The following is a 25354-nucleotide window of genomic DNA, read 5'->3' as shown; positions in this document are numbered from 1 at the left end:
TACGATGAAAAATTATTCTCCTGTACAGCGTCGCCTGGCGGCGATGCTGACAGTACTCTCTTGCCTGATTTCGGGGAAAAGTACCGCCAGTAATGAGGGGGTGCTATCCTTTCAGCCAGTAGCGCCGGAGGCAAAATCCGGCATGGTGATGGCCTCCACCCCGCCAGCTCCCCTTGTACCCAGGGCGGAGAAGAAAAGCAGTGTCACAAACGTTGAGCGTCAGGCCGCCCGCGTGCCAGGCGAGCATGAAATCCGTATGCTCTTCAATGATGCAGTCAATACCGCGCTGAGTATTAGCCCTGAGGTTCGTGGCGCGCAGTTCAGTACCGAGGCGGCACAGGCCAACGTCGATGAAGCGAAAGGGCAGCGCTGGCCGCAGGTGGATGTCGGTACACGTTCGAAAAGCGTTCAGTTTGGTGGCGGAGAACGTGGCTACAGCGACAGTCGTCCAGCGGTGACCGTGAATGTTGCAACCACATTGCTCGATTTTGGGCGCACCAGCAACACCATTAAAAGCCGTGAAGAGCAGCATTTGGCGGCGAAAGAGAACACAGGCGCACAGGCGGAAAATATTGCCTGGCAGGTTAGTAGCGCGCTCATTGAGCTGAGTAAACAGCGCCAGATCATTGTTCTCAGCCAGAAGTATGTGGCGCGGATGAATGAACTGGTCGAAATGCTGGACGGTATTGTGAAGGTCGATCAGGGGCGTCGTAGTGAGCTTACGCAGGCCAGAGGGCGATTTTTACAGGCACAATCTTCTTTAGATACAGCTGTATCGCGTATGCGTGATACGGAGATTATCCTCAACCGCTTGCTGGGAGATACCACAGTTCCCCTGCCAAAAGCGTCGGTGTGGAACCTGAAGCCGGGAGAGCTGGATAAGCAATTATCCGCAATTGAACGTCATCCAACCATTCGACAGGCGCAGGCAGAAACCGCATCAGCGTTGGCGGATGCGGAAGCGGCTCGTTCTGCCGCTTACCCAACGGTGACATGGAATGTTGGGAAAAGTACCGGGCGCGATGAACTGGGGCGTGAACAGGCTTGGGAAACCAATGTAAACTTAAGCTGGCCGATTTTCCGGGGCGGTTCACAGCGGGCGGCTGAGCTTTCTGCCGCACGACGTGCAGACGCCAGCAGAGAGGCTATTGAACAGCAATCCCGCGATCTGGATAACCGGGTTCGCGCTGCCGATCAGGATGCTCATAGTATGCTGGAACGCGCGGAGTTGTATCATAACTTATCGATTGAATCCGATCGTATTCGACATGATTTCTTCGATCAATGGTATCACCTCGGGCGACGTACATTGTTAGATGTGTTGAGTGCAGAAAGTGAATTTTACGGCAACCAGGTGGCGGAAGTGACCAATCGTTTTGACGGCTATTCAGCTATTTTTCGTAGCTACGCCAGTTCCGGTACACTACTGTTATGGTTACGAAATAATAATTAAGTCTTTTTTAAGATAGCTCACACAGCAGACATAAAAGAGAATATGTATGAATCCGTTTTCAGGTAAAAAAATATACGTTGCCTTACTCGACGATCACCCGATTGTCCGTAAGGGGTTAGAAATTGTATTTGGTCAAGAGCCTGATTTCGAACTAAAAGGCAGCTTTGCCACTCGTATCGAACTCATGAATTTTTTACGCAACAACCGTATTGATGTGTTGGTTCTTGACTATCTGCTTGGTGATGAAGATATCGACGGTTTACCGATGATCAAGCAGCTCAGGAGCAACTTTCCATGGCTGAAAATTCTGCTTTCATCCACGCTGGAAAACACAGCGATTGTGCGTATGGCGCTAAAAATCGGCGTCCGGGGACATGTTGGTAAAAGCCGTGATTTAGTTGAAGTGGTGAATGCAGCACGTCAGGTCGCGGCGGGGCGTATCTCACTGTCAGAAAGTATGGAGAAAGAGTTCTACCTGATTTCAGAGCCTTGTACAGACCCTAAATCGGGTCCAGAGGGTGACAACGCGCCGCAGGTAATTGAGGGCATTGGCCGTCTGGATCAGCTGTCCCCCAAGGAGCTCGAGGTGCTACGACTCTTTACCGGCGGAATGTCTGTTCTGCAGATTTCAGAGAAATTCCAGCGTAGTCGTAAGACGGTCAGCGGACAGAAGAAATCGGCCATGAAAAAGCTGGGCGTGAAAACGGACTCTGAACTGTTTCTTTGGCACGACCAAATGCTTTAATCCCATTTCAGCAGATTCATTCGAGACATTATCAGGAGCCTTCTACAGGCTCCTTTTTTATTTCAGTGAGACGGTATCGTCCGATGCTTTGTGCTCAATGGGATGCAGATTTCGCAGCGCAGCCGCGAGATGATTGATTGAGCAGGGTTTAAACAGGCAATCATTCATACCAGCCTGTAAACATCGCGCCGTGATCTCATGCATGGCATTGGCAGTAAAGCCGATAATCCAGGCAGCGACCCTGTTTTGTTCCTGCTCACGCGTTCGGATTAGGTGCGTAAGCTGATAGCCATTCATGCCGGGCATGTTGCAGTCGGTAATGATCACGTCGAAATCTGTTTTTTCCCAGATAGCCAGTGCCTCATTTCCCTCTGACGCAAGATATGCATGCTGTCCTAACCAGGCTAATTGTTTAGCCAGCAAGATTCGGTTGGCAGGGTTGTCGTCCACCACCAGGATCTTCAGGGCCGGAATTTTGTCTTCATCTTCGTGCTGCGGGACATCCACAGCCGCCGTTTTTACTTTCGGCAGCGTAAAGGTTGCACTCACCGTGGTACCCACATTTTTCTCGCTGGTCAGTATAAGCGTGCCGCCCATGCTTTCGCAGATAGTCCGGCTGATATAGAGGCCCAGCCCCGTTCCTGCGCGGCGGTTGTCTGCCTGGCTAAAGGGCCGGAACAATGCTGCCTGCTGACTGGCGTCGATCCCCACGCCGCTGTCCTTGACGTCAATGATGTAGTGAACGCTGTCATTTATCGGGTCTTCAGCCTGCTGCAGCGTCAGTGATACGCCACCAATGTCGGTAAACTTAATGGCATTACTTAACAGGTTCGACAAAACCTGCTTAATGCGTAATGGGTCGGCATAGACATCGGTTAAGGGTGCTGTCGCGAATGTGCGGGTGAGCTCGATATTTTTCTCAATGGCCACCCCCTGGAAAACCCGCATCATATTGTTAATCAGCGTACCGAGGTTCGTGGCTTCAGGATTGAAATCAAGATGTCCCCCCTCAATACGGGAGATATCCAGAATATCGCCAATTAATCCCACCAGTCCTTCTGCCGATTCATATGCTACCTCGAGCGCCTGAATATCTTGCTCACCACGGCGTCCTTTTTTCAGCACAATATCCAGCATGCCAATAATTGCATTCATCGGCGTGCGGATTTCATGACTCATGGTCGACAGGAAGACGGATTTTGCCCGGTTAGAGTCTTCTGCCCTGTCTTTGGCTTCCTTAAGCTCAACCAGCAGCGCTTCACGCTCGGTGATGACCTCGCGTAATTGCACAAGCTGCGTGTTCATCTGACGGCGAAGCGCCGCTTTACGCGCGATTTGCCGACGCAGGTAGAGTGCCCAACCCAGAGCCAGAATAATAAAGACAGCGCTAAAGACGGCAGTGGCAATCAACACTTCCCGATAGCGATACCAGAAGCTGTCGACAGCCACCAATTCGTTGGGCCGCCAGCGGTTGGCCAGATTTTCCAGCTCAACAGGCGGAATGCTTAGTAATATTTTATCTAAAATCCCCTGAAGTTCCGGATTGGCCAGCCCGACACCGAAAGAGATCCAAACGGGGGCGTCACCCACAATGGACACCACTTTGAGTTTGTCCTGAAAGTTGATGAAGATCTGATAGTCGCTCATGATCAGAATACCCACCGCGGCATCCGCTTTCCCCTCAAGCACGGTGGAAAGCAGTTGCGATTCATTGCCCACGTGAACAATTTCAATTTCCGGATAACGCTGGCGCACCATACTCTCCACGCCAATGTTTTTTACCATTGCCAGCCGTTTTCCGCGCAGGTCTGCCAGCATGTGAATGTCGTTACGATTTGTCGATGTTGCCAGGGAAAAGGCGCTCCGCAGATAGGGACGGGTAAAAAGAATTTTGTTTTTGCGCGCTTCACTGGGGGTTATTGAGGCGAGCATATCCGAGCTTGACTCGTTTACCTGTTGAATCAATTCTTCGGTGGTGCTGCCCGTTTCAAAACGAAACTGTAAACCGGTTCTGAGCGACACAACGGAAAACAGATCGGCGGCAATACCGCGCAGGACGCCTTTATGATCAATAAATGAGACCGGGGCTGCATTGTCCTGGCTGTAGATCAGGACGTTAACGATAGGATGTTTTTTGATCCACGCTTTCTCTTGCTCGTTAAAGAGAAGAGATTTAGACCCCTGTGCGAGATCAATGCGGTCGGGCTGCCAGAGACGATACAGCTCCTGCTTTTCATCTTCTGGCACGGCCTTGATTGCGGCATTAATCAGTGTGAGCAGTTGCGGTTTTTTTTGACTGATAGCAAACCCCACTTCACGGCTGGTCAGCCGTGAGAATCGCTCGACATGGATATTGTTCAGGTAGTTACGGCTGAGCGAGTAACTGTTGCCCAGGTAAACCCGCGACTGACCAAACGCCACCGCGCTTAGCGCTTCCTGATAACTGTCAAAAAGACGAAAACGGGCGTTAGGGTAGGCGGCCTGAGCCTGTGACAGTGGCAGATAGTCTCTGGGCATCGCGACATCGGTGTCACGCAGATCCTCTGCCAGAGGGGCGGTATCGTTATCATTGAGGCCCAACACCGGTTTATCGCTGGCATAAGGTAATGAAAAGGCAAAGGTATCGTTATCCGGGAATGCGGCCACGGACGGGATCAGGTCAATATCGCCACGTGCCAGCGCCTGCCACGCCTCTTCGGAGGAGTTAAATACTTTCACCTTAACCGGGAGATTAAGCTGCCAGGCGACCAGCCCTGTATAATCGGCGCTCAAACCTTCATACTCGTTGCGAATGTTACGCATGCCAAACGGTGGGGCATCGTAATGGGTTACACCCACGTTCAGTTGTCGTTGTTGGTGAATAAAGGCGGCTTGATCGGCGGTGAGAGATAAACGCTGTAATCCCTGGACCGGTGTTCTCATCAGGATCTTATATTCATCGCCTATCGCTGAAGGCATTGAAAGCGAGAGTAAAACCAGCAGCAAAAAAAGGCGAAAATAGTGACGCATATCTTTTTAACTGACTCCTGAAAATGAAGTGACCAGGGGGAATACCTTCCCCAGGCATTGGCGTGCTGTGAATGAAACATAATAAACAACCTGTACGGGCTAGCCCATAACGTACTGTATAACTGATGAAAAGGTATCCTTCATACTGGACCTCAGCAATACTATGGTCGAATTATACGATGTCATCATCATTTATGTGTGCGCAGTATGATGAAACAGATGAGAAAGGGTTATAAGACCTGACTTAGTTATTTTTCGTAATGAAATAACACCTCATAGAAAACAGTAATAATGTGAATTAACTCGCTGTAAAATAAACTTCTTAACTGAAATTGAATAAGAGGCTGGAATCGCTTTTTACCTACCTGTACCGGGGGCGCGCTAACTTCAGGGAATATCAAGACGGGTCTTATCGTGAGTTACGTGTAACAGTGAAAAAATCGGCTTAATTTTTCTGATTAAATAATTGAGCGGATTTTTATGCGCCCGGCACCTCAACGTCGAACGGTTAACCACGTCGCAATAGGCCAGCAATTAAATTCACTGGCGGAGATTTACCGTCAGTCTATGGCAGAAGGGGACTACGCCAGCGCCTCGCGCTGCTGCGAAAAAGCTCTGACCGTATTGCCCAAAAATATGTCAGTGCAAAGTGACTATGCGCTGAGCCTGATGCGTCAGGGAAAATACGACCAAGCGTATAAAGTATATCGTAAAATATACCAGTCGCCGCAGCGCCATGAAGCCTCTGAAACCTGGCTGGATGGTTTTGCGGAACTGTGTGGGCACATGGGGAAAACCCAGGAGATGCGCACCTATGGCCGTGAGTCGCTGACGCTGTCGGATCAACGCTTTGGTCACGGCAAAAGCTGGCCGCTTCCCTCAACGCCACCGCGTCCTTTTAATCCCAGACAGCGCGAAAAAAATATTATCGCCTTCAGCCTGTATGGCGATCAGCCGCGCTACTGCGAAACGCTGATCAAAAACATCGAAGCCGCAAATTCACTGTTTCCAGGCTGGTGCTGCCGTGTGTATCTGGATAATTCTGTGCCTCAGCATGTCTGGCGACGTCTGCAGGCGGCTGGTGCTCAATGTGTCGATATGAGCCACGAAAAAGGCATCTATCCCACGTTATGGCGTTTTCTGGTGATGGACGACCCGACGGTTGAGCGGTTTTTAGTTCGTGATGCCGACTCGTTGCTTTCGGAACGCGAACAGGTTTGCGTCGAGGCGTGGCTACGTTCGCCCTGGTACTTTCACCATATGCGTGACTATTTCACGCATACCGAGTTGTTACTTGCCGGGATGTGGGCTGGATGTGGCGGCATCTTCCCTAACGTTGAAAGAATGATGCGTGAGTTTGTCGCGCAGTATCAGGGGAATGTGCGTTTCACCGATCAGTATTTCCTGAAGGCGGCGCTGTGGTCCACCGTACGGCAAAGTTTACTTAGCCATGATGATATTTTTGGTTTTCATCATGCTGAGCCATGGCCGGCGCATCCCCCTATTCGCTGGAAGGCAGAACATTTCCATGTCGGGAGCAACGCCGGGTTTACGATCATGGCCGGGCCCAGTCATAAACGAGACGGGGAAAAACAGGCTGTGTTGCTGAAAATGAACGGTAACGCCTGGCGTTATACGGCCCCCGTGCGACAGGATCAGTGGAAACTGCCTGTGCCTTTTTTTCTTGCCGAGGGGTTTCGTCTTGGAGACGTTAAGGTCGAGATGGTGAACGACGACGACCGTCGCGGAATCTGATATAGGTTGCGGGACTCCCGGAAATGCAGAGTCCCGCGAGTCGTCAGGATCGCAGGACGCCTGCGGTTACGTATTATTGAGGGCGACCTGCATATCTACCTGAACCAGCAATTCCGTTTCCATACCTGAATGCTGATATACGGCATATTGCACGCCATCGACAGTTACTGAGCCCCGGGCTTTCGTCCATTCACCCATTTCCGTGCCCGCGTGAAGAAGGTCGGAGAGGGTAATTTTATCCCCTGCATCACCTTTTATCATCAGTTGCTGGCTGGTGTTGTCGGCAAAAAGACGCTCTTCATTTTGAATTAAAATGTCGTTGAGGGTTATTTCCAGTACCACCGGAGTTGGCGTATCGCGGTCCCCATCCGTTAGGGTTTCTGACGCGATATCGCTATTATCAATATTGTTGTTCATCACGGATTAACCTGTCCAAACGTAAAAAGTGCTTTCCTGGTAAAGTGGAGTGAAAATTTTTACCAGGACGGAACAGGCGCGACAATAAGTCCGGTCTTATACTGTCGGGATCTTGCCTGCCACTGAGGTAACTCAGCAGAACAAGACCAGGCTTACTCAGGCTAAGCCGGATAATCGGTATTATTCTATTTTCCAGCATGTTTTTATTCAGGGAACGACTCGTACGATGCGTTTTTTATCAGCCCGGCTATTGAGCCTGCTTCTTACCGTGTTTTGTGTATGGCAACTGCACGCTCAGTCTCTGGAACTGCAACGTCGCGCTCAGGTTAACGCGCCGCATGTCCAGTTCAGTGAGGCGGTGCAACGCTGGCTGGACAGCCATCCCACGCTTCATGTAGGAGTTTGGGGGCAGGAGCAGCCACCGTTAAGCGAAGGTATGGGGCATGGCGTCTTTGGCGGCATTGCCGCTGATTACCTGGCAATACTGGAAGACAGCCTTAAGGTAAAAATTAAACTGCATTACTACGAAAACAGCAGCGAGGCGTTACTGGCGTTGCAGCGTCGGGAAATAAACATGGTGGCTATCTGGAACCCGGAACTGTGGCCAAGCCCGGACCTGCAAGCCTCACCGCCATGGCTGCTGGATAAAGCGGTTTTGATGACCCCAAAAACACAGGGTGAAACGCCTGTCGATCTGCGAAATAAAGTGGTTGGAGTCGTCTCAGGAAGTCAGGCCAGTGAAGCGCTTCGCCTCCAGTACCCGGAAAGCACACTGCGCTTGCAGTCATGGTATACCACCGCGGTCAGCGCGCTGGCCTTTAAGCAAATCGATGCGTTGTGGATTAACCGGGCCAGCGCGGAATATCTTACGCAATACCATCAGGTCAGAGACCTGAGCTGGACGTTCAGCCCGACGATACCTAATCTGAATATGAGTTTTGGTATCGACCGACAGCTCCCGTTGCTGGCGGAATCCATCGATACCGTATTTAAACATATCTCGTTAGCCAGCCGTTTACGTATTTCGACCAGTTGGGGCCTGAACCGTAGCTTTGTTATCACCGCCAATCCACTGGGGTTAGATCCCGAAGAGGAAAGCTGGCAACGTGAGCACGGGCAAATTCAGGTCATTATTGACCGCCGCCAAAGGCCTGTCACGTTTGTCAGCGAAGGTGAACCTCAGGGACTGGTGGTCGATTTACTTAACCAGTTTAACGATCAGTACGGAATTCGCTTTTCCTTCCTCATCGTTGAAAACGATGCTGAACTTCTGGCAATGAAGCGCGCTCACCCTGATGCACTGTTTGTTGAACAGGTTATTGATACGCCGAAGCAGACCAAAAGCGGTGCAGCGAAAACGCCTCCGTTGCTTACCACGCCCGCCGTGGTGGTGATGGATCAAGGCATCAAACGCCCCAGTGATTTCTCGCAGTTGAAAGGCGAGAAAATTGCCATTCAGGCGAACGACCCGCTGTTGTCCTGGCTGGACACTTGGTATCCCACCATTAAACTGGTGAAGGTTCCGCATATGGACGACGCCCTTGAACTCTTAAAGCGTGGCGAGGTGCGTGGGGTGATTGCACCGCAGTTCATTGCCAGCTACCTCGTGACTCTCCACCATCCAACTCGTTTTCATCTGGCGGTGACCCTTCCTGTGACACCCATCGATCTGGTGTTGTCGGCGCAAACGGACAACAGCCAGCCGATTAACATCCTGAACAAAGCGCTGGCCGATATGCAGCCGCGCGCGCTGATGCAAATGGCGGGTGACTGGCGTCAGGCGGCGATAGAAAACAGTGAAAACTGGAATAAAAGCACGTTCGTTAACTCGCTGCTATGGGGCATATTGTTATTACTTGTCGTGGTGGGTTGCTGGCTGTGGATCCAGTATTTACGCCGTGCATTACGCCGCGGCAACGTCTGGCAGCAGAAGCTGGCTGAGCAGTTGAAATTTATCCAATCCCTGATAGACGCCTCTCCCGTTGCGCTCTATGTCCGAGATCGTCAGGGGAATTTACTGCGTTATAACCAGGCCTGGAGCGATACCATCGGTCTGTCAGGACAGGATCTGAAAGGTTTGCCGATCACCGCCATCAATACGGTTGAGCCTTCAGAGCTGGCGGCGATCGAATCCAGGTATCGGCAGGCACTGGAGGATGGTCAACCGCAGAAATGGTCCGCCAGATTTCAGGTAGGTGAGCAGCCACGATACTTACAGGGTTGGATAGTGCCGTGGTATGACGGGCAGGGCGAGATTGGTGGGTTAATTGGTGGCTGGCTGGATATCACCGAAAAAGAGCTGTTGATTGCTCAACTCTCTGAAACAAAAAGTAATCTTGAGCAGGCTATTGCCAGTAAAAATGCCTTCATGCTGAGCATGGGGCATGAGGTTCGCACACCGCTTAACGTGATTACGGGACTGCTGGAACTGGAACTTCAGGCGCTGGACGAACGCCATGAACGCAACGAGAATCTGCATCTTATTTGGGAGTCCTCCCTTAATCTGCTTTCGTTAATTGGTGACATGTTCGATGTATTCCGCGCCGATAACCCGCAACTGCTCGGCTTAACCCGCAGCACGAACCTGCCGCAGCTGATTGACAGCACGGTCGCCCTCTATCGTCAGCAGGCAGAAGCGAAAGGAATGAGCCTGAACGTGCTGATCGAGCTTTCAGCGCAACGCTACGATACCGATCCGCTGTTAATTATCCGCATTCTCTCAAGCCTGCTGCGCAATGCCATCAAACATGCTGACGGCGACGCCATTGATATCGAGGTGTACGAGGGAACCAGTGATCCGCAGGTTGAAAGCGTCCGCCTGGTGATTGAGATATGTAATCAGGGTCAGGGGATTTCTGAACGAACCCAGGCGCAAATCATCGAACGCGTGAACAACGTGACGCTTAAATCTGAGTGGACCGACACTGGCTTTAGTTTGCCCGCGTGTCTGCATATGGCACGCGCTGCCGGGGCGGAGGTGCGTATTGAAAGCGAGCCGCACGAAGGATGCGTGGTGAGCTTCCTCTTTAATGCTACACCCTCTGCGAAAATAACTCTGCATCACCCGACGCCGGACTGCGTGGCCAGCCTGCACATCCTGGTGGTGGATGATTATCCTCCCGCGCGTCGGACCTTGCAGCAGCGACTCGAGTCATGGGGACATCGCGTCTCTTTGGCCACGCAAGGAGAAGAGGCGCTGGCAATGTGGAAAGAGCAGCCAGAGCGTTATGACGCCATTATTACTGACTGCACTATGCCGGTGATGGATGGTTACGAACTGACCCGGCAGATTCGCCAGCATGAACAACGGAGAGGGAACCGTGCGGTCCACATCTTTGGCCTGACGGCCATGAATGGCACAGAAGTGGCCGCAAGCTGTATTGATGCTGGGATGGATGAATATCTGGAAAAACCGCTAACGCCGCAGAAATTGCAGGAGATGCTGGAGCGATATTTAGACAGTGCCGGAAAGACGGACGTTACCGTTGACGATAAAACACGCCAGCTTCAGCTTGAGATGATCACAGTGAATCATGACGACGCCGAACAACTTAAACAGCGACTTGGGCAACGAGATCGCGACAAGGTTGGTCGCATGGCGCACCGGATTAACGGCGGTGCGCGGATGATGAATTTTACATCGCTGAAAGAGGTCTGTGAGGCACTGGAAATCGCCTGCAACACAGAGCAGGACTGGGAAACCATTGAGCCATTGGTCATTCGTGTGCTGGAAGAGATCGAACGGTTTAATAAATGGTTGGCATTCAAAAAGCTGTAAACTTTACGAATGCGATGATTTGGCTGATATTTTTATCGATATAGAAGCTTACGATAACCAGAGGTTTTGCTTGTCCAGCGTTGTAACACCAGGTACGGAATGCCGAAAAAAGTGGCGCACTACATTAATATTGACAATCTAATTAAAGTGCTTTTTCAGGTAGAAAACCTGATGCGCTTTTAACATATTCATTAATAAATATCTAACCCTAAGTGCAATTGTGCTTTCAAAGGCAACCCTCGCTTTATAAAACAAAACACTGAAATTCACTGGAAAATAAAACTTTATTTTGACCGTAATTATAAGGTGTAAATGGTTTTTTATGCCTAAAATTAATTAATGTGCAATATAGTATACTGCAATAATTGATGTTTATGGGTTTTATAAATTGATATTGTTGTTTTGTGCAAAGTAATTAACTTACAGTGTGTGTGTAATGATTTAAGATGAGTATTTATTATAATTCCTGTCAGAATTAAGATTCAATATATATAAGCCATAATGAATGGTGATAATTTTTTTAATTTTAAAGATGATGGTGTGCATACTGGAGAGTTAAATGAATTTGGTAAATATATTTGTGAGGGATTACTTTTTTGCTTATGGATTAAAGTTTTTTTTAGAGTCAAAAATACAACATTGCACACTAATTGATTTTATCACTCTTGATGGTGATTTAACGTGTGATACGCATCGCAAACAAATGTATATAATTTGTTTTGATAACTTTGAATTGCTTCGTTCTGAAATCTGTAGGTTAAAATCCAAATCAATTGTAGTTGTAGTTATAGATACACCAATTGTAAAGGATTTTTTTATTTATTGCGGAGTGATTATTATATCAAAGTTCGCTTCTCTTGATATTTTTTATGAGGCGATTAGTCGGCCATGTAGAGAAAGCATTCAATTAAGACACAAAAAAAACAGGCTGGGATCAAAATTATTAAGTACATGCGAACTCCTTAATACTAGAATGAATATTACTGAGATCGCTGATATTCACAATGTGTCTATAAAAACAATTCATTCTCAAAAATATCAATTCATGAACCTTCTCGGGTTATCAAGAAGAAATATTCTTCAATGTGTGAAATATGCGTATCTTTTTGTTAACTTAAAAGATTAATTCTGCTCATTTAAAAGTATCAAATACCTTTTCAATCGTTTATTAAATAATTTGGTTAGTGCTGGAATGGATATAAAGTCACTTAAATGGAGTTAATGTGTTGTTTTATGGTATAAAACAGCATATAAATCTAGAAATATGACAAACGAAAATATATACAACTAATATCATTTTCTCCATGTTACCATCAATGTTCTTTCTGGTGACTTACAAAAAATATTTTTTGTCGAGGAGGTATGAGTTTTCAGAATGGTAATTGTTTATACGCGACTTAAAGTTGCATACTTTTTCAATATAAATTAGTCAAGAAGATGAGTTGAGATTTTTTTGTTTTTTTTTGCTGTATTTAAATGCCAGCAAGATATCAATCAAAGGTTGTTGAAATGAAATTTAAGAGAGTGTTTACTTTTTTAGTGCCGTTTTTTTATATGATTCCTGAGGCCACGGTTGCTAGTGTGTCAGGAAATTTGGTAGCCGATGCCGAAGAACTGGAGTTTAAATTTAATCAAACTGTTACGGGTTCAAGTGCAGTCTATATGTCGAGTGATGGGAGAACTGTTTCAGGAGCATCATGGACTGAATCCTGGTGGTCAACTAATAATGGTCTTAATGCTGTAATATGGGGAGATGATATTGGCAGAATAAAAATAGGCACGTTTAAGTATGATGACTCAGGTATCTCATATAGTACGGGAATATCTTCTAATGGTGATGCACTGGTTGGTATAGCTGAAACCGATGATGGTTATACTCAGGCATTCTACTGGAATAAAAATGATAGGAAAATATCCCCTATAGGGACTCTTGCCAAGGATAGTAAAGGATTTTCTATCGCAAATGGTATTTCCTCCGATGGCCTGGTTGTTTATGGAACCGCTAATATCGATAGTCAGTATACTCAGGCTTTTTACTGGAATGTAAATGAGCGAGTAATCAAGGGATTGGGAACGATAGCCGATGAAAATACGGGCTACTCTTCAGTACATGGTGCATCTTCAGACGGCGGGGTATTAGTCGGTTCGGCTGATAATAATAATGGGGATGAGGAGGCTTTCATCTGGCATAGGGGTGATCAAAAAATCAAGGGGCTTGGAACCCTTAAAAAGGATAATTCTGGCATTTCTCAGGCTGTCACGGTCTCCTCTGACGGAAAAGTCGTTGCAGGCTCAGCTTCAACGGATAATGATGATATACAAGCTTTTATTTGGAACGCAGGAGATGAAAGACTAACCGGTATTGGGACGCTCCGGAGTGATAATAAAGGTAGCTCTCAGGTACGTAAACTTGCAGATAATGGAAACATACTGATTGGTGTAGCTGATACTGATGCTGGCTCCATGCAGGCCTACATCTGGCACAAAGGAGATAAATCAGCTACCTCCCTGGGCTCACTTAGAGTTGATAATTCAGGTTCATCTTTTGCTAATAACATTAATCCACAAGGAACTGTAGTTGTGGGTCAAGCTGAAACGGATGCTGGTTTTATGCAGGCATTCATCTGGCAAAAGGGAGATATGCACATCAGTAATCTGGGTACTCTCAAAGCAGATGGTACCGGGACATCTACCGCTAATGCGGTGTCTGATGATGGAAAGGTTGTGGCAGGTACATCTTCTGCCGACAGTGGTAACACTCATGCTGCAATTTGGAAAATCAGTTATGCGAATCCGGAGCCAGAAGAGAAGCCTGGAATCAACCCGGAGCCAGAAGAGAAGCCTGATACCAGCGCTGAGAAGACACCAGGCACGACGCCAGAGTACAAACCCGGAACCACTCCGGAACCTGTAGTTAAAATTGTCGACGTCGAAAACTCACATCTGGCCATGCTTGATACCGCATCCAGAGCACAGCGTGTTCTGGCCCTGTATCAGGCCGCATTGACCGGTCTTACCGGCACCCGCTGCGAACTGGGCGCAGACAACTACTGCCTCGGTGCATTCACGCAATATGACCGGAGCCCAGGCAACAGTATGAATACCACCGGGTTGTTTGGTGCCATCAAGCTCCTGCCGTCCGATAAACTCACCGCCGGCGCATCCGTCAATTTTGCCGGACCGGTTAACCTGATGAGTGGTTATGACAGTGATGGAAGTCGTAAACCGGGGCTGGGTGTCTTTACCCGCTGGCAGGACAATGTTGACGGTACGGGCCTGAGCGTCGATGTCGCCGGGGCGTTCATTCAGCAGGATGTGACTATCCGCCGCGAGCGTCTGAGTAATACTGAGGCCGGAAAAGGCGATGCCAGCGTGAAAGGCTGGCATGCAAAAGGCGCGGTGTCCTGGGGCTTCATGGGAGGGGAGAATACTCTTGTTGCGCCGGTTGCCGGCCTGACATGGCAGGATGTGTCACGTAGTGCATATACCGAAACCCGCGATGCTGAGTTTGCTGCCCGCTACGGAAAAATGGGCAATAAAAGTGTGTCCCTGAATACCGGTGTTGAACTTACCCATCAGACTGGCAGTAGTGTGACGATGCACGCCGGAGCCGGGGCTGATATTACCCTGTCGCGCCAGCGTGCAGGTTTCACAGGCAATATCGACTACATTGGTGCTTTTGCCTATGACCATGGTCAGACCCGTGACGTGAAGCCTTACGTACGGGCCGCAGTCAGCGTTGGGCTCACGCCGAATTCAGCGGTTCAGGCCAGCACTGGATGGCAGGAGACAGACTACCGGACCGATAGTATCCAGGCCTCACTGAGTTACTCATACCATTGGTAATCCAGTCCGTGCTCTCCGGAGCACGGTTTTTTTAGTAATAAGGAAAGAATATGGACCTGGATATTACTTCACCTCTGACAGGTAGAAAAATAATTGCAGGATGGCGACTGAATGGCGATCTCATCTGGTTTCGTTCCGGTAAACAACTAGTACGATGTGATAGAAATAATTCGTTACGTGCAAAGTTGCCCTCTGCCATGGGGAATATGCTGGATTATATTTTAAGCAGTAATAAAAATATGTTTTACTATGATGAATTATCATTCTATCTAATGAATGAAAATAAATTGTGGTTTTCAAGAGAAAGACTTCACAAGCTTATTACAGATTTACACTTGATTCTTTCAGAGTATGGCTTTGAAAATTATCTTATCCGTTCAATTAAGGATGAGGTCTACTTTTTAAACCCATCATTGATAAAAATCCCTGTCTACGATGAGGAATATAACAAATTCTTTGATGTAACATGGCCATCCGGCAGCAAGGATTAGCTGACTTTTGTATTCTGTTATTACATTGTGTATCGACATACAAAAGAAGGGCCTGTAGTATCTCCAATTAACAAAAGGCCATCACCCACCTTCTCAATGTTTATATCCCTTACTTCACCTGGCTTTAGGAATGTTATGTATTTCTCTGCTAAATATTGAGGTAATGAATCCTCCGGGAATACTTGCACCAGCTTAACTTCATACTGATGGTTGTTTAATAATCCGATTGATGACACCCTGAACTGCAGTGTTCTGTTTATTTTGTATAGCTTATCGCCGATTACTACTATTCCCCTGATGTAATCATATCCTTCTTTTCTGGATGTCATTGTTATTTTATGAGTCAGGGTAAGTTTAACTTCTTCATTATTAATATTCAAATCAGAGATTGTTTTTCCATTGCATATCTTAAATGCAGGGAAGGATATAGATTGAAAACGATAATGATAATAGCAATATGAAAATATAAAAATAAGTACTGCGGGGATAATGAATATTGATAGCTTTTTCATAAGTCACCAGTTGTTTCTGTATGTTGTACAGTTTAAAACGCGGGAATTATCTTTCTTACAAACCGCCAAAATTTTAAATGCGTTATTATTTTGCATTCCTTCTTCTTCATTTGAATAATAAAATATCTGAGCATCTGGGGTACATTTAATGTTTTGTTTTATGATAATATTATTAATAGCTTCTTTAGTGTTTTTATCTGAAGTCAGAGCCTCATCATCTATTAAATGTATAACCCTACAAGTGTCTGATAATGATATATTGTTTTTAACCAGAAAGTGCGTTGGTGGAACTATAAAAAACATACCTGCGAAAATAATCAAAACCAGTATTGTAATAATTAAAAGTGATTTCTTTTTAGTGTAGATCTTGGTTTTTTTTAATTGGGGTTCGTGTTCACAATCCAGATTGTGACTGATTATTGTTTCTGTTGTCACTCGTTCTATTGTAACACCACTGGTGAATGAATAACCTTCACCAGGAACTGTAATTATGCATTCGACACCTGTGTATTTCTCCAGTATTTTTCTTAGCAAACCAATATACTGCTTTAATGTATTTGACGACCCTGTTTTACCATAACGATCCCATACCAACTCAAAAAAAATGTCACGCGTAACAATACTTCCCTGATTTTCTATTAATAGCAAAAGTATCCTACCAGGAATAGGGGTGAGTTCAACGCCTTCAGCACTATCTTCATCTTTAAACCAAATTCTCCTATCGTCAGGGCTGTAATAGACGGTATCAGACAGAATGAATTTCATAGCCACACTCCCTGCTCTATACGGTAACAATATAGCTCTTGTTAGGATTCTACGATAGCTCATCATTTTAAAGTTGTAATTTTTATACTTGCCGTATATTTCAGAGTATAAAACTATATTAAGTCGTTTTGCAAATATATTGTTCTGTATGGTGTTTTTTTTGTTAATGTTACCGCAGTCAGCATGACGTTAAGCACTTTGATGAAGTAGGAAAATGTAAACAGTATAAAATTTTTATGACGTTTGCCTTGGTATTTTATGGAAAGATTAGGCATACACATGCTGATTTAGATTTTTAGCCTGATAACTGACGTTGTCGCGAATAATATGGTTTTTACATTTAATTTTCACAGTCTAAGATTTTGATGATTAATTATTTAATTTGATGGCTTTAATAATCATAAATATTACTTATGATGAATTGAAATCTGCGAATGGTTATAAGGGATTGACATTATGTCTCGGACACAAGTCTACAAAAGCAAACTGCCAGCAGGTATTTATGAGATTTCAGGGAGTGTTATTTACTTTCCTGATAAATTATTGCTCGTCAACATAAGCGCATGTAATTTAAAAAGAATTCAACTACGTGGTACAATGGGGAACTTGCTTCTCTATTTTCTGTTAAATTCACGATCAGGATTTGTTTCTGATGAAGAGCTTATGACAGAAGTCTGGGAAAAGAACGAATTACGGGCATCTTCTCATCGCTTATGGCAGGTTACACGTGACCTGTCATTTAAACTAGCCGAAGCTGGTCTAAGAGAAGAGCTTTATACCCGTAACAGGAAAAGGAAAGGATATACTATTAACAATGATATTGTTACATCTGTTAATTCCAGAAATCATGATGTTTTCAAGAATGACGTAATTAAAGCGTCATATGTGCAGTAAGTTTTCTTATTTTTATCGTTTAACCGGGCCCATCAACCCGGTTAAACACTTATTTCATTTACAACAAACTCTACTTATTAAAATGTGCCTCTGAAAAAGTAGACTTTCTTCGGTACGCTTTGAGCGTAGGGTTTCTCCCGATTTTTCACCTGGTGCACCGGACATTTCCAGACGGGAACGGAGTTTGCGGTGCCATCACGTCATGGCCATCACTGAACTGATGCGTGATACCGGCCCCACACGGGTCACTATTTTTCCCGTACTGCTCACAAAAAACGATCCTTCTCTTTGATTGATTTTTCATCTTCATCTATATGACTAGTCATGAAATTTAAATGACTAGTCATATAGGAAGAGGCCATGAAGAAATTACTGCCAGCAAACTTTTTATGGGGAAACTCGGTTTCCAGTATGCAGACTGAAGGCGCATGGAATGAGGGCGGAAAAGGGATGTCGGTGTACGACATCCGGGAAGCCAGTGAACACGCCTCTGACTGGAAAGTAGCAACCGATTCTTACCATCGTTACCGCGAAGATTTTGATTTAATGCAGGATTTGGGCATGAACTGCTATCGGTTCCAGATAGCCTGGAGCCGCGTGTGTCCGCAGGGTGACGGCGAGTTTAACGAAGAGGGAATCGCCTTTTACGATCGCTTCATCAACGACCTGATTGCCCGCGGTATTGAGCCGATGATTTGCCTCTACCACTTTGATATGCCGCTGGCGCTGGCGCAGGAGTACAACGGTTTTAACGATCGCCGCGTTATGGACGCGTTTATCCGTTACGGCAAAAAGATGATCGACTGCTATGGCGATCGCGTGAAGTACTGGCTGACGTTTAATGAGCAGAACATTTTCCATATGCCGGAAGCCTTCAGAATTTCCGGTTACATGAAAGGGGAGAAAACCCTGCGCGAACTGTATGAGCTCCAGCATCATACGATGGTGGCGCATATGGCGCTGACAGAATATCTGCACCAGACCAAACCGGGCAAGCTGATGGGCGGGATGCTGGCACACCAGCTTATCTATCCGGCCACCTGTAAACCGCGCGATATCTTCTGTGCCCAGCAGTATGACGAGTTCCTTAATCAAAACCTGTTGCGCGTCTTTGCAGGGCAGGGCTATAGCCCGGCGGTGATGGCTGTTGTCGAACAACAGGGCTTCGGGGATATCTACCATCCTGAGGATTTGGCGCTGCTGGCGCGTACCAAAAACGACTACATGGCGTTCAGCTATTATGCCAGTAAAACCCTCGACAGCGACGCCATCCCGGATGGGACGCCGGTAAACTATTACCTGCTGCATGGCGACAAAAACAATCCGTACCTCAAAGCGACTGAGTGGAACTGGCAGATTGATCCGTTGGGCTTCCGCGCCATTATCACCCGCTACTACAACGACTGGCGTCTGCCGGTATTCCCGATTGAGAACGGAATTGGGGTGATTGAATCCTGGGATGGCGTTAACCCGATTGACGATACCTACCGCGTTGATTATCACCGCGCGCATATCGAGGCCATGAAAGAGGCCATTTTTGAAGACGGGGCGCAGGTTATTGGCTATCTCGGTTGGGGTCTTATCGACATTCTGAGTTCGCAGGGCGACATGCGTAAACGGTACGGTGTGGTGTATGTGAACCGCGAGAATCATGACCTGCGGGATATGAAACGCGTGCCGAAAAAGAGCTATGCGTGGTTGAAACAGGTTATCCATACCAACGGGCGCGAGATGTAAGTTGTACGCTGCCGGGCCGTTTTTGTGACTGATGAATGGGAATATCCGCTATGTCTGAAACAAAAATTACACCTGCGATGCAGTCCTTCGTCGACAGATTTGTTGAGTTTTCGGCGCGCCTTGCCAACCAGGTGCACCTGCGTTCCTTGCGCGATGCCTTCGCCACGGTAATGCCCATTTTTATCCTCGCCGGTTTAGCGGTGCTGGTGAACAATGTGGTGTTTCCTTGGCTATTTCACGGTGACACGCTGACGCAGTTCAAAGTATGGGGAGAGGCGATTATCAACGGTACGCTGAATATCGCCGCACTTTTGCTTGCACCGATGATTGCCTGGTCGCTGGCACGCAACAAAGATTTCGACAACCCGGTTTCGGCAGTGGTTATCGCGGTCAGCAGTTTTATCATCATGATGCCAATGCATCTGCAACTTACCCCGGTCGGAAGCCAGACCACGGTCAACGTCACGCAGGTGCTGACGTTTGCCAACATCGGCTCGACCGGGATTTTTGCCGGCGTACTGATTGGTTTACTCTCGACGGAAGTGTTTATCGCCATTTCCCGACTGAAGGCACTGCACATCTCGCTTGGGGAAAATGTGCCGCCGGCCGTGAGCAAATCTTTTACCGCGCTGATCCCAACGATCCTCACGCTCTCGTTATTTGCCGTACTGGCCGCGGTACTGGCAACCGTGATGCATACGGATCTTATCCATCTTATTACCACCTTTATTCAGCAGCCTTTACGTCTGATTAACACCAGCCTGCCGGGCACTATTTTTATCTATAGCTTCGGTAATTTTTTGTTCACGCTCGGTATACATCAGTCGGTGGTTAACAGCGTGGTGCTTGAGCCGTTCCTGCTGATTAATACCAATGAGAACATGCTGGCCTTCGCCAACGGTCAGCCGATCCCACATATCATCAACAATATCTTTGTGCCGACATTTGGCATGGTGGGCGGTACCGGCAGCACCATCTCACTGCTGATCGCTATTTTTGTCTTCTCACGGCAAAAATCGGCCAAACAGGTTGCACGCCTGTCTCTGGCGCCAGGTTTATTCAATATCAACGAACCCGTGATTTTTGGTCTGCCGATTGTATTTAACCTGCCGCTGATGATCCCGTTTGTCCTGTTGCCTGCCATTGGCATTTACTTTGCCTGGCTCTGTACGACGCTCGGGTTAATGTCGCGTTGTGTGGTGATGATCCCCTGGACAACACCGCCTATTCTGAGCGCCTGGCTGGCGACCGCAGGGGACTGGCGGGCCGTGGTTGTGCAGTTGGCAATCATTATATTTGGTGTATTCTTCTACCTGCCTTTCCTCAAGATTGCCGAGAGAGTGGCATTAAGAAACAGTGGGACAGAAAACTAACGGAAGGAAAGGACGATGGCGGCGAAGTACATCACCATAGCGCGTGAAATTAAAAAACGTATTATCAGCCAACAGTATGCCGCCAATGAACCGCTGCCGGACCAGTTTGCGCTGGCGGCGGAGTTCAGTACCAGTCGTATGACTATTCAGCAGGCCATGCGGCAGTTGATTGTTGAAGGACTGGTGTACACCCGTCAGGGGCAGGGGACGTTCATCCGCAAGAATTTCCTGCAACTCTCGCAGTGGGATCTTTCAGGAAGCGACTACTTTGGCGCGACAAAAACCTGGGAGCATCTGGGCACGGTCAGCAGTCAGGTTGTCCATTTCGAACTGCGTTTTCCCAATGAGAAAGAACAAGCCTCTCTGATGATTAACGGTGATGCGCCCGTGTACGACTTTGTACGCCTGCGGCTGCTTAATGGCGAGCCAATGTCGCTGGATTCAACCGTAATGCCGCTCAATCTGGTGCCCGGCCTGAATAAAACACATCTGGAAAGCTCGGTATTTCAATACGTGCAGGAGACGCTGGGCCTGAAAATCATGGGGTCATACCGTGTGGTGCGTGCGCTAAAACCGAATGCACTGGATATGCAGCATCTGGTTTGCGAACAAACAGATCCGATTCTGGAGGTCGAGCAGGTTATCTATCTGGAAGATGGCACACCGCTGGAGTATGCCCACTGTCACTATCGTTACGATCACAGCGGGATCGTGATCGTAAATAATGGGTAATGTGCTATTCAGCTTTCAGGCACACGACTCAAAGTAACTGTCGGTGTCTTTAATATAGAGATCGTTCTGGCATAAATAGTGGATCTGACCAGGCTTAAACGTAAATCGAATTTTTTGAAAGAGTGAACGTTTAATTTTACTGGTATTTGCGCGGGACAAACCGTAATCATGGATGATTTCATGAACAAAACGGATGCTCTGAGCCGAAACATAGACAGGCGTTTTGGTTAACTGGATAAGTTTACTGATCCAGATGTCATCCGCGCGAGGACAGACCTTAAGGAAGTCCTCATTGTAGTGAAAATACTCCGGGATCATACTTTTCTTGAGCACCACACCACCCAGACCGGTGATGATATAGTCCTGCTCAATCACTTTCGGCACCGTAATTAACGGGAAATTACGATAGGTATCGAGGATATCTTTCTTCTTCTTTACCGTTTTACGCACACGGGCCGCAACAACACATTTTTGATTATGACGATAAAAGTCATCAAGAAGGGTTTGCGCCCAAATTTCGTTATAAATGGCATCGTCATCGGCATAGATCAGAATATCGTCATCCGTAGCAACTTGCAGTGCCGGGAATAATTTACGATAAGGTCCTGTATTCTTTACCCATTTAAAGACAAGGTTAGTGCCTGTCTGGCGGATTTTATCCGCCCACTCTGGCTCTTCAGTGATGCCATCGTCACTGAGATATGCTGTGCTGGAAACCCAAACAACAATTTGATCGACCCTGGTACTCTGGTTCGCAAGTGACCACACTGTTTGCGAACAGAGATAAAGGCGCGATTTTGTTGTTGTTAAGTTAATACTGATCATCGTGACTAAGCGGGCTCCAGAAAGAATTTACAACCCTACAAAATACAGAAAAAGCTGATTTTATAAGTTGGCGCATGATAGCACTTAGATGAAAAGAAGTAACCCCGAAGCTTTAGCAGAAAATGGCGGCAATGGGGAATATAGCAATTAATGTCTTTTGGCCGTGGCAAGAATGTGGGATAGCGCAAATAAAAAACCCCGACAGCGCGGGGTTTTTCGGATTACCTAAATAGCGGGTGCATTTAGTTTAAACGCACAGGCATCCCGGAACGGTTTTGAACTGCCTGGTCAACAACCGTGGATTCTACGTCAGCCTGAGAAGTCACAGATTGTACTGCGCTGTTCAGCGTAATTGGCACGATTTCGTTGTTGTTGAACTGGTCTTCGCTAGTAGACAGCGGGTTGTGAACCTCGATGTAACGGCTGCCATCCGGCTCGGAAGTGGCTTTTACCGGCTCGTTGATGAACTGTACGCGAGTTCCGACCGGTACGTTTTCGAACAGGAACTTGATGTCGTCGTTACGCAGACGTACACAACCGTGGCTCACACGCAGGCCTATACCAAAGTTGGCGTTGGTCCCGTGAATCGCATACAGACGGCCGATGTACAGGGCATACAGACCCATTGGGTTATCCGGGCCTGCCGGTACAACGGCTGGCAGCGGCTCGCCTGCGGCAATATATTCCGCGTGCATTTTCGCCGTTGGGGTCCAGGTTGGGCCTGCTTTCTTACGCTCAACTTTGGTGGTCCAGTTCAGCGGGGTGTCTTTACCCAACTGGCCGATACCGATAGGCAGCACGATCACGGTGTTAGTGCCTTTCGGGTAGTAGTACAGACGCATTTCGGCGCTGTTGATCACGATACCTTCGTGCACGGTATCTGGCAGGATCAGCTGCTGTGGGATGTTCAGTACGGTGCCGGCTTTTGGCAGATACGGGTCAACACCCGGGTTTGCTTCCAGCATGTTTGACAGGCCGAGCTGGTATTGTGCAGCAAAATATTCCAGTGGCTGGGAGTTACCCTCTTCAACGGTGACAACCTGGTTTTGACCCACCAGACGGCTACCGTCTGTCGGCAGAGGATAAGTCACCGCAGAAGCGGTTTTGCAAAAACCTACTACGGCTAACGCCGCCGCAAAAAGCGTTTTTAATTTCATGTTCATGTTGTGCGAGGTATCTGAGCCACTCTGGCGATTAGTTGATAAGTCTGAATCTGTGATGGGAGCGCATTATATGTGCATTCCCTCTCGCAGGGAATTCAGATGTGTACGAAATCACACTTTTTTCGATTTTGTTAAAGTTTAGTGGAAAGCTGCAACACGGGATCTCATTTCGGAATTGTGGCATAATGCCGTGTTTATCACACTTTTCGCAGGAATCTCCCGTGTTAGTTACCAGCAACGTCACTATGCAGTTTGGCAGTAAGCCGCTGTTCGAAAATATTTCCGTCAAATTTGGCGGCGGCAACCGTTACGGCCTGATTGGTGCCAACGGTAGCGGAAAATCCACCTTTATGAAGATCCTCGGCAGCGATTTAGAGCCGACGCTTGGCAACGTATCGCTCGATCCTAACGAGCGTATCGGTAAGCTGCGTCAGGATCAGTTCGCCTTCGAAGAGTTCACCGTGCTTGATACGGTGATCATGGGACACGCGGAGCTGTGGGAAGTGAAGCAGGAGCGCGATCGTATCTACGCGCTGGCTGAAATGAGTGAAGAAGATGGCTACAAAGTGGCCGATCTTGAAGTGCTGTATGGTGAAATGGATGGCTACTCTGCGGAATCACGCGCGGGTGAGCTGCTGCTGGGCGTCGGTATTTCTGTTGAACAGCATTACGGCCCGATGAGCGAAGTCGCACCGGGCTGGAAGCTGCGTGTGCTTCTGGCGCAGGCGCTGTTCTCTAACCCGGACATTCTGCTGCTCGACGAACCAACGAACAACCTGGACATCGACACCATCCGCTGGCTGGAGCAGACGCTCAACGATCGTGACAGCACCATGATTATCATTTCGCACGACCGTCACTTCCTGAACATGGTCTGTACGCATATGGCGGATCTGGACTACGGCGAGCTGCGCGTTTACCCGGGCAACTACGACGAATACATGACTGCGGCAACCCAGGCCCGTGAGCGTCTGCTGGCCGATAACGCCAAGAAAAAAGCACAGATTGCTGACCTGCAATCCTTCGTCAGCCGCTTCAGCGCCAACGCCTCTAAATCGCGTCAGGCAACCTCTCGCGCCCGTCAGATTGATAAGATCAAGCTCGATGAAGTGAAAGCCTCCAGCCGTCAGAACCCGTTCATCCGCTTCGAGCAGGACAAGAAACTGTTCCGTAACGCGCTGGAAGTGGAAGCCCTCACCAAAGGCTTCGAAAACGGTCCACTGTTTAAAAACTTCAACCTGCTGCTGGAAGTGGGCGAGAAGATCGCCATTCTGGGTGCTAACGGCGTGGGTAAATCCACCATGCTGAAAACGCTGGTCGGCGAGCTGCAGCCGGATAACGGAACCGTGAAGTGGTCCGAAAATGCGCAGATTGGCTACTACGCGCAGGATCACGAATACGAGTTTGAAAACGATCTGACGGTCTTCGACTGGATGAGCCAGTGGAAGCAAGAAGGCGATGACGAGCAGGCAGTGCGCAGCATTCTGGGGCGTTTGCTGTTCAGCCAGGACGATATCAAGAAGCCAGCGAAAGTGCTCTCCGGTGGTGAGAAGGGGCGTATGCTATTCGGTAAGCTGATGATGGAAAAACCGAATATTCTGGTGATGGATGAACCGACCAACCACCTGGATATGGAATCTATCGAATCGCTGAACATGGCGCTGGAAATGTATCAGGGTACGCTGATCTTCGTTTCCCACGACCGTGAGTTCGTGAGCTCGCTGGCAACCCGCGTGATTGAGATTACGCCTGAGCGCGTAGTGGACTTCACTGGTAACTACGAAGATTACCTGCGCAGCAAAGGTATCGATAACTAAAATAATTCCCCTCACCGTAACCCTCTCCCCATAGGGGAGAGG

General features: G+C 47.8%; 18 protein-coding genes. 12 read left to right on the top strand and 6 right to left on the bottom strand.

The genetic code is table 11. The annotated features are described in order from the left end of the window. The first annotated feature begins 4 nt into the window (after nucleotides 1-4). Nucleotides 5-1453, top strand: coding sequence for a TolC family protein (locus tag ACS603_RS06340; RefSeq protein ID WP_315688172.1), 1449 nt, complete (start codon nucleotides 5-7; stop codon nucleotides 1451-1453). 46 nt (nucleotides 1454-1499) lie between these two features. Then, nucleotides 1500-2198: a response regulator transcription factor gene (locus ACS603_RS06335; RefSeq protein ID WP_315688173.1), complete on the top strand. Its 699-nt coding sequence runs from the start codon at nucleotides 1500-1502 to the stop codon at nucleotides 2196-2198. Nucleotides 2199-2255: 57 nt separating this feature from the next. Here ACS603_RS06335 and ACS603_RS06330 read toward each other — a convergent pair whose 3' ends face one another. After that, nucleotides 2256-5207, bottom strand: coding sequence for a transporter substrate-binding domain-containing protein (locus ACS603_RS06330; protein WP_315688174.1), 2952 nt, complete (start codon nucleotides 5205-5207; stop codon nucleotides 2256-2258). Between the two features lie 480 nt (nucleotides 5208-5687). Between ACS603_RS06330 and ACS603_RS06325 the strand changes: the two genes are divergently transcribed. Continuing rightward, nucleotides 5688-6962 (top strand): tetratricopeptide repeat protein, encoded by a 1275-nt coding sequence (locus ACS603_RS06325; RefSeq protein WP_315688175.1) that lies wholly within the window; start codon nucleotides 5688-5690, stop codon nucleotides 6960-6962. A gap of 66 nt (nucleotides 6963-7028) precedes the next feature. Here the strand turns inward: ACS603_RS06325 and ACS603_RS06320 are convergent, their stop codons facing one another. Continuing rightward, a complete protein-coding gene (locus ACS603_RS06320; RefSeq protein ID WP_474943957.1) occupies nucleotides 7029-7379 on the bottom strand; it encodes a Biofilm associated protein A in 351 nt (116 codons plus the stop codon). Between the two features lie 226 nt (nucleotides 7380-7605). Here ACS603_RS06320 and ACS603_RS06315 point away from each other — a divergent pair, with 226 nt between their 5' ends. The 4 genes from ACS603_RS06315 to ACS603_RS06300 all read left to right on the top strand — a co-directional run bounded on the left by ACS603_RS06315 (nucleotide 7606) and on the right by ACS603_RS06300 (nucleotide 15494). After that, the gene (locus ACS603_RS06315) at nucleotides 7606-11157 is read left to right on the top strand and encodes a response regulator (protein WP_474943956.1); all 3552 of its coding nucleotides are present in this window, start codon (nucleotides 7606-7608) and stop codon (nucleotides 11155-11157) included. 559 nt (nucleotides 11158-11716) lie between these two features. Next, entirely contained in the window at nucleotides 11717-12283 is a 567-nt protein-coding gene (locus ACS603_RS06310) for a hypothetical protein (protein WP_474943955.1), read from the top strand. Between the two features lie 383 nt (nucleotides 12284-12666). After that, nucleotides 12667-15003 carry an autotransporter domain-containing protein gene (locus ACS603_RS06305; protein WP_474943954.1) on the top strand — a complete coding sequence of 779 codons (2337 nt, stop codon included), beginning with the start codon at nucleotides 12667-12669 and terminating at the stop codon, nucleotides 15001-15003. Nucleotides 15004-15053: 50 nt separating this feature from the next. Then, entirely contained in the window at nucleotides 15054-15494 is a 441-nt protein-coding gene (locus ACS603_RS06300; protein ID WP_315688180.1) for a hypothetical protein, read from the top strand. A 20-nt stretch (nucleotides 15495-15514) separates the two neighbouring features. On the opposite strand, the gene ACS603_RS06295 is transcribed toward ACS603_RS06300, so the two are convergent. Together ACS603_RS06295 and ACS603_RS06290 are read right to left on the bottom strand one after the other, a co-directional pair. Then, nucleotides 15515-16006: a hypothetical protein gene (locus ACS603_RS06295; RefSeq protein ID WP_315688181.1), complete on the bottom strand. Its 492-nt coding sequence runs from the start codon at nucleotides 16004-16006 to the stop codon at nucleotides 15515-15517. 3 nt (nucleotides 16007-16009) lie between these two features. Then, nucleotides 16010-16771: a winged helix-turn-helix domain-containing protein gene (locus ACS603_RS06290; RefSeq protein ID WP_315688182.1), complete on the bottom strand. Its 762-nt coding sequence runs from the start codon at nucleotides 16769-16771 to the stop codon at nucleotides 16010-16012. Between the two features lie 456 nt (nucleotides 16772-17227). Between ACS603_RS06290 and ACS603_RS06285 the strand changes: the two genes are divergently transcribed. The 4 genes from ACS603_RS06285 to ACS603_RS06270 all read left to right on the top strand — a co-directional run bounded on the left by ACS603_RS06285 (nucleotide 17228) and on the right by ACS603_RS06270 (nucleotide 21507). Then, nucleotides 17228-17665, top strand: coding sequence for a CadC family transcriptional regulator (locus ACS603_RS06285; protein WP_315688183.1), 438 nt, complete (start codon nucleotides 17228-17230; stop codon nucleotides 17663-17665). Between the two features lie 360 nt (nucleotides 17666-18025). Next, nucleotides 18026-19402, top strand: coding sequence for a glycoside hydrolase family 1 protein (locus ACS603_RS06280; protein ID WP_182060128.1), 1377 nt, complete (start codon nucleotides 18026-18028; stop codon nucleotides 19400-19402). 50 nt (nucleotides 19403-19452) lie between these two features. Further along, complete coding sequence (locus ACS603_RS06275; protein WP_014069469.1) at nucleotides 19453-20775, top strand: PTS sugar transporter subunit IIC; 1323 nt, start codon at nucleotides 19453-19455, stop codon at nucleotides 20773-20775. A gap of 15 nt (nucleotides 20776-20790) precedes the next feature. Beyond that, nucleotides 20791-21507 carry a GntR family transcriptional regulator gene (locus ACS603_RS06270; protein WP_182060129.1) on the top strand — a complete coding sequence of 239 codons (717 nt, stop codon included), beginning with the start codon at nucleotides 20791-20793 and terminating at the stop codon, nucleotides 21505-21507. 15 nt (nucleotides 21508-21522) lie between these two features. On the opposite strand, the gene ACS603_RS06265 is transcribed toward ACS603_RS06270, so the two are convergent. Further along, nucleotides 21523-22332: a glycosyltransferase family protein gene (locus ACS603_RS06265; RefSeq protein WP_182060130.1), complete on the bottom strand. Its 810-nt coding sequence runs from the start codon at nucleotides 22330-22332 to the stop codon at nucleotides 21523-21525. 242 nt (nucleotides 22333-22574) lie between these two features. Further along, on the bottom strand, nucleotides 22575-23495 hold the full coding sequence (ldtB, locus tag ACS603_RS06260) for a L,D-transpeptidase (RefSeq protein WP_182060131.1): 921 nt from the start codon (nucleotides 23493-23495) through the stop codon (nucleotides 22575-22577). A 221-nt stretch (nucleotides 23496-23716) separates the two neighbouring features. Here ldtB and ACS603_RS06255 point away from each other — a divergent pair, with 221 nt between their 5' ends. After that, on the top strand, nucleotides 23717-25312 hold the full coding sequence (locus ACS603_RS06255; protein ID WP_315688185.1) for an ABC-F family ATPase: 1596 nt from the start codon (nucleotides 23717-23719) through the stop codon (nucleotides 25310-25312). The last annotated feature ends 42 nt before the right edge of the window (nucleotides 25313-25354 follow it).

The organism is Enterobacter sp. Li2LvB3 (assembly GCF_056156645.1).
Note: the sequence above shows the minus strand (reverse complement) of the source record. Positions and strands in the feature narration are given on the sequence as shown.

What these genes read in the sequence shown, in the direction of transcription:
- ACS603_RS06280 (WP_182060128.1), top strand. Translation starts at nt 18,026, where the DNA reads ATGAAGAAATTACTGCCAGCAAACTTTTTATGGGGAAACTCGGTTTCC.
- ACS603_RS06265 (WP_182060130.1), bottom strand. Translation starts at nt 22,332, where the DNA reads ATGATCAGTATTAACTTAACAACAACAAAATCGCGCCTTTATCTCTGT.
- ACS603_RS06295 (WP_315688181.1), bottom strand. Translation starts at nt 16,006, where the DNA reads ATGAAAAAGCTATCAATATTCATTATCCCCGCAGTACTTATTTTTATA.
- ACS603_RS06310 (WP_474943955.1), top strand. Translation starts at nt 11,717, where the DNA reads ATGAATTTGGTAAATATATTTGTGAGGGATTACTTTTTTGCTTATGGA.
- ACS603_RS06330 (WP_315688174.1), bottom strand. Translation starts at nt 5,207, where the DNA reads ATGCGTCACTATTTTCGCCTTTTTTTGCTGCTGGTTTTACTCTCGCTT.
- ACS603_RS06270 (WP_182060129.1), top strand. Translation starts at nt 20,791, where the DNA reads ATGGCGGCGAAGTACATCACCATAGCGCGTGAAATTAAAAAACGTATT.
- ACS603_RS06300 (WP_315688180.1), top strand. Translation starts at nt 15,054, where the DNA reads ATGGACCTGGATATTACTTCACCTCTGACAGGTAGAAAAATAATTGCA.
- ACS603_RS06325 (WP_315688175.1), top strand. Translation starts at nt 5,688, where the DNA reads ATGCGCCCGGCACCTCAACGTCGAACGGTTAACCACGTCGCAATAGGC.
- ACS603_RS06290 (WP_315688182.1), bottom strand. Translation starts at nt 16,771, where the DNA reads ATGAAATTCATTCTGTCTGATACCGTCTATTACAGCCCTGACGATAGG.
- ACS603_RS06320 (WP_474943957.1), bottom strand. Translation starts at nt 7,379, where the DNA reads ATGAACAACAATATTGATAATAGCGATATCGCGTCAGAAACCCTAACG.
- ldtB (WP_182060131.1), bottom strand. Translation starts at nt 23,495, where the DNA reads ATGAACATGAAATTAAAAACGCTTTTTGCGGCGGCGTTAGCCGTAGTA.
- ACS603_RS06305 (WP_474943954.1), top strand. Translation starts at nt 12,667, where the DNA reads ATGAAATTTAAGAGAGTGTTTACTTTTTTAGTGCCGTTTTTTTATATG.
- ACS603_RS06275 (WP_014069469.1), top strand. Translation starts at nt 19,453, where the DNA reads ATGTCTGAAACAAAAATTACACCTGCGATGCAGTCCTTCGTCGACAGA.
- ACS603_RS06285 (WP_315688183.1), top strand. Translation starts at nt 17,228, where the DNA reads ATGTCTCGGACACAAGTCTACAAAAGCAAACTGCCAGCAGGTATTTAT.
- ACS603_RS06335 (WP_315688173.1), top strand. Translation starts at nt 1,500, where the DNA reads ATGAATCCGTTTTCAGGTAAAAAAATATACGTTGCCTTACTCGACGAT.
- ACS603_RS06340 (WP_315688172.1), top strand. Translation starts at nt 5, where the DNA reads ATGAAAAATTATTCTCCTGTACAGCGTCGCCTGGCGGCGATGCTGACA.
- ACS603_RS06315 (WP_474943956.1), top strand. Translation starts at nt 7,606, where the DNA reads ATGCGTTTTTTATCAGCCCGGCTATTGAGCCTGCTTCTTACCGTGTTT.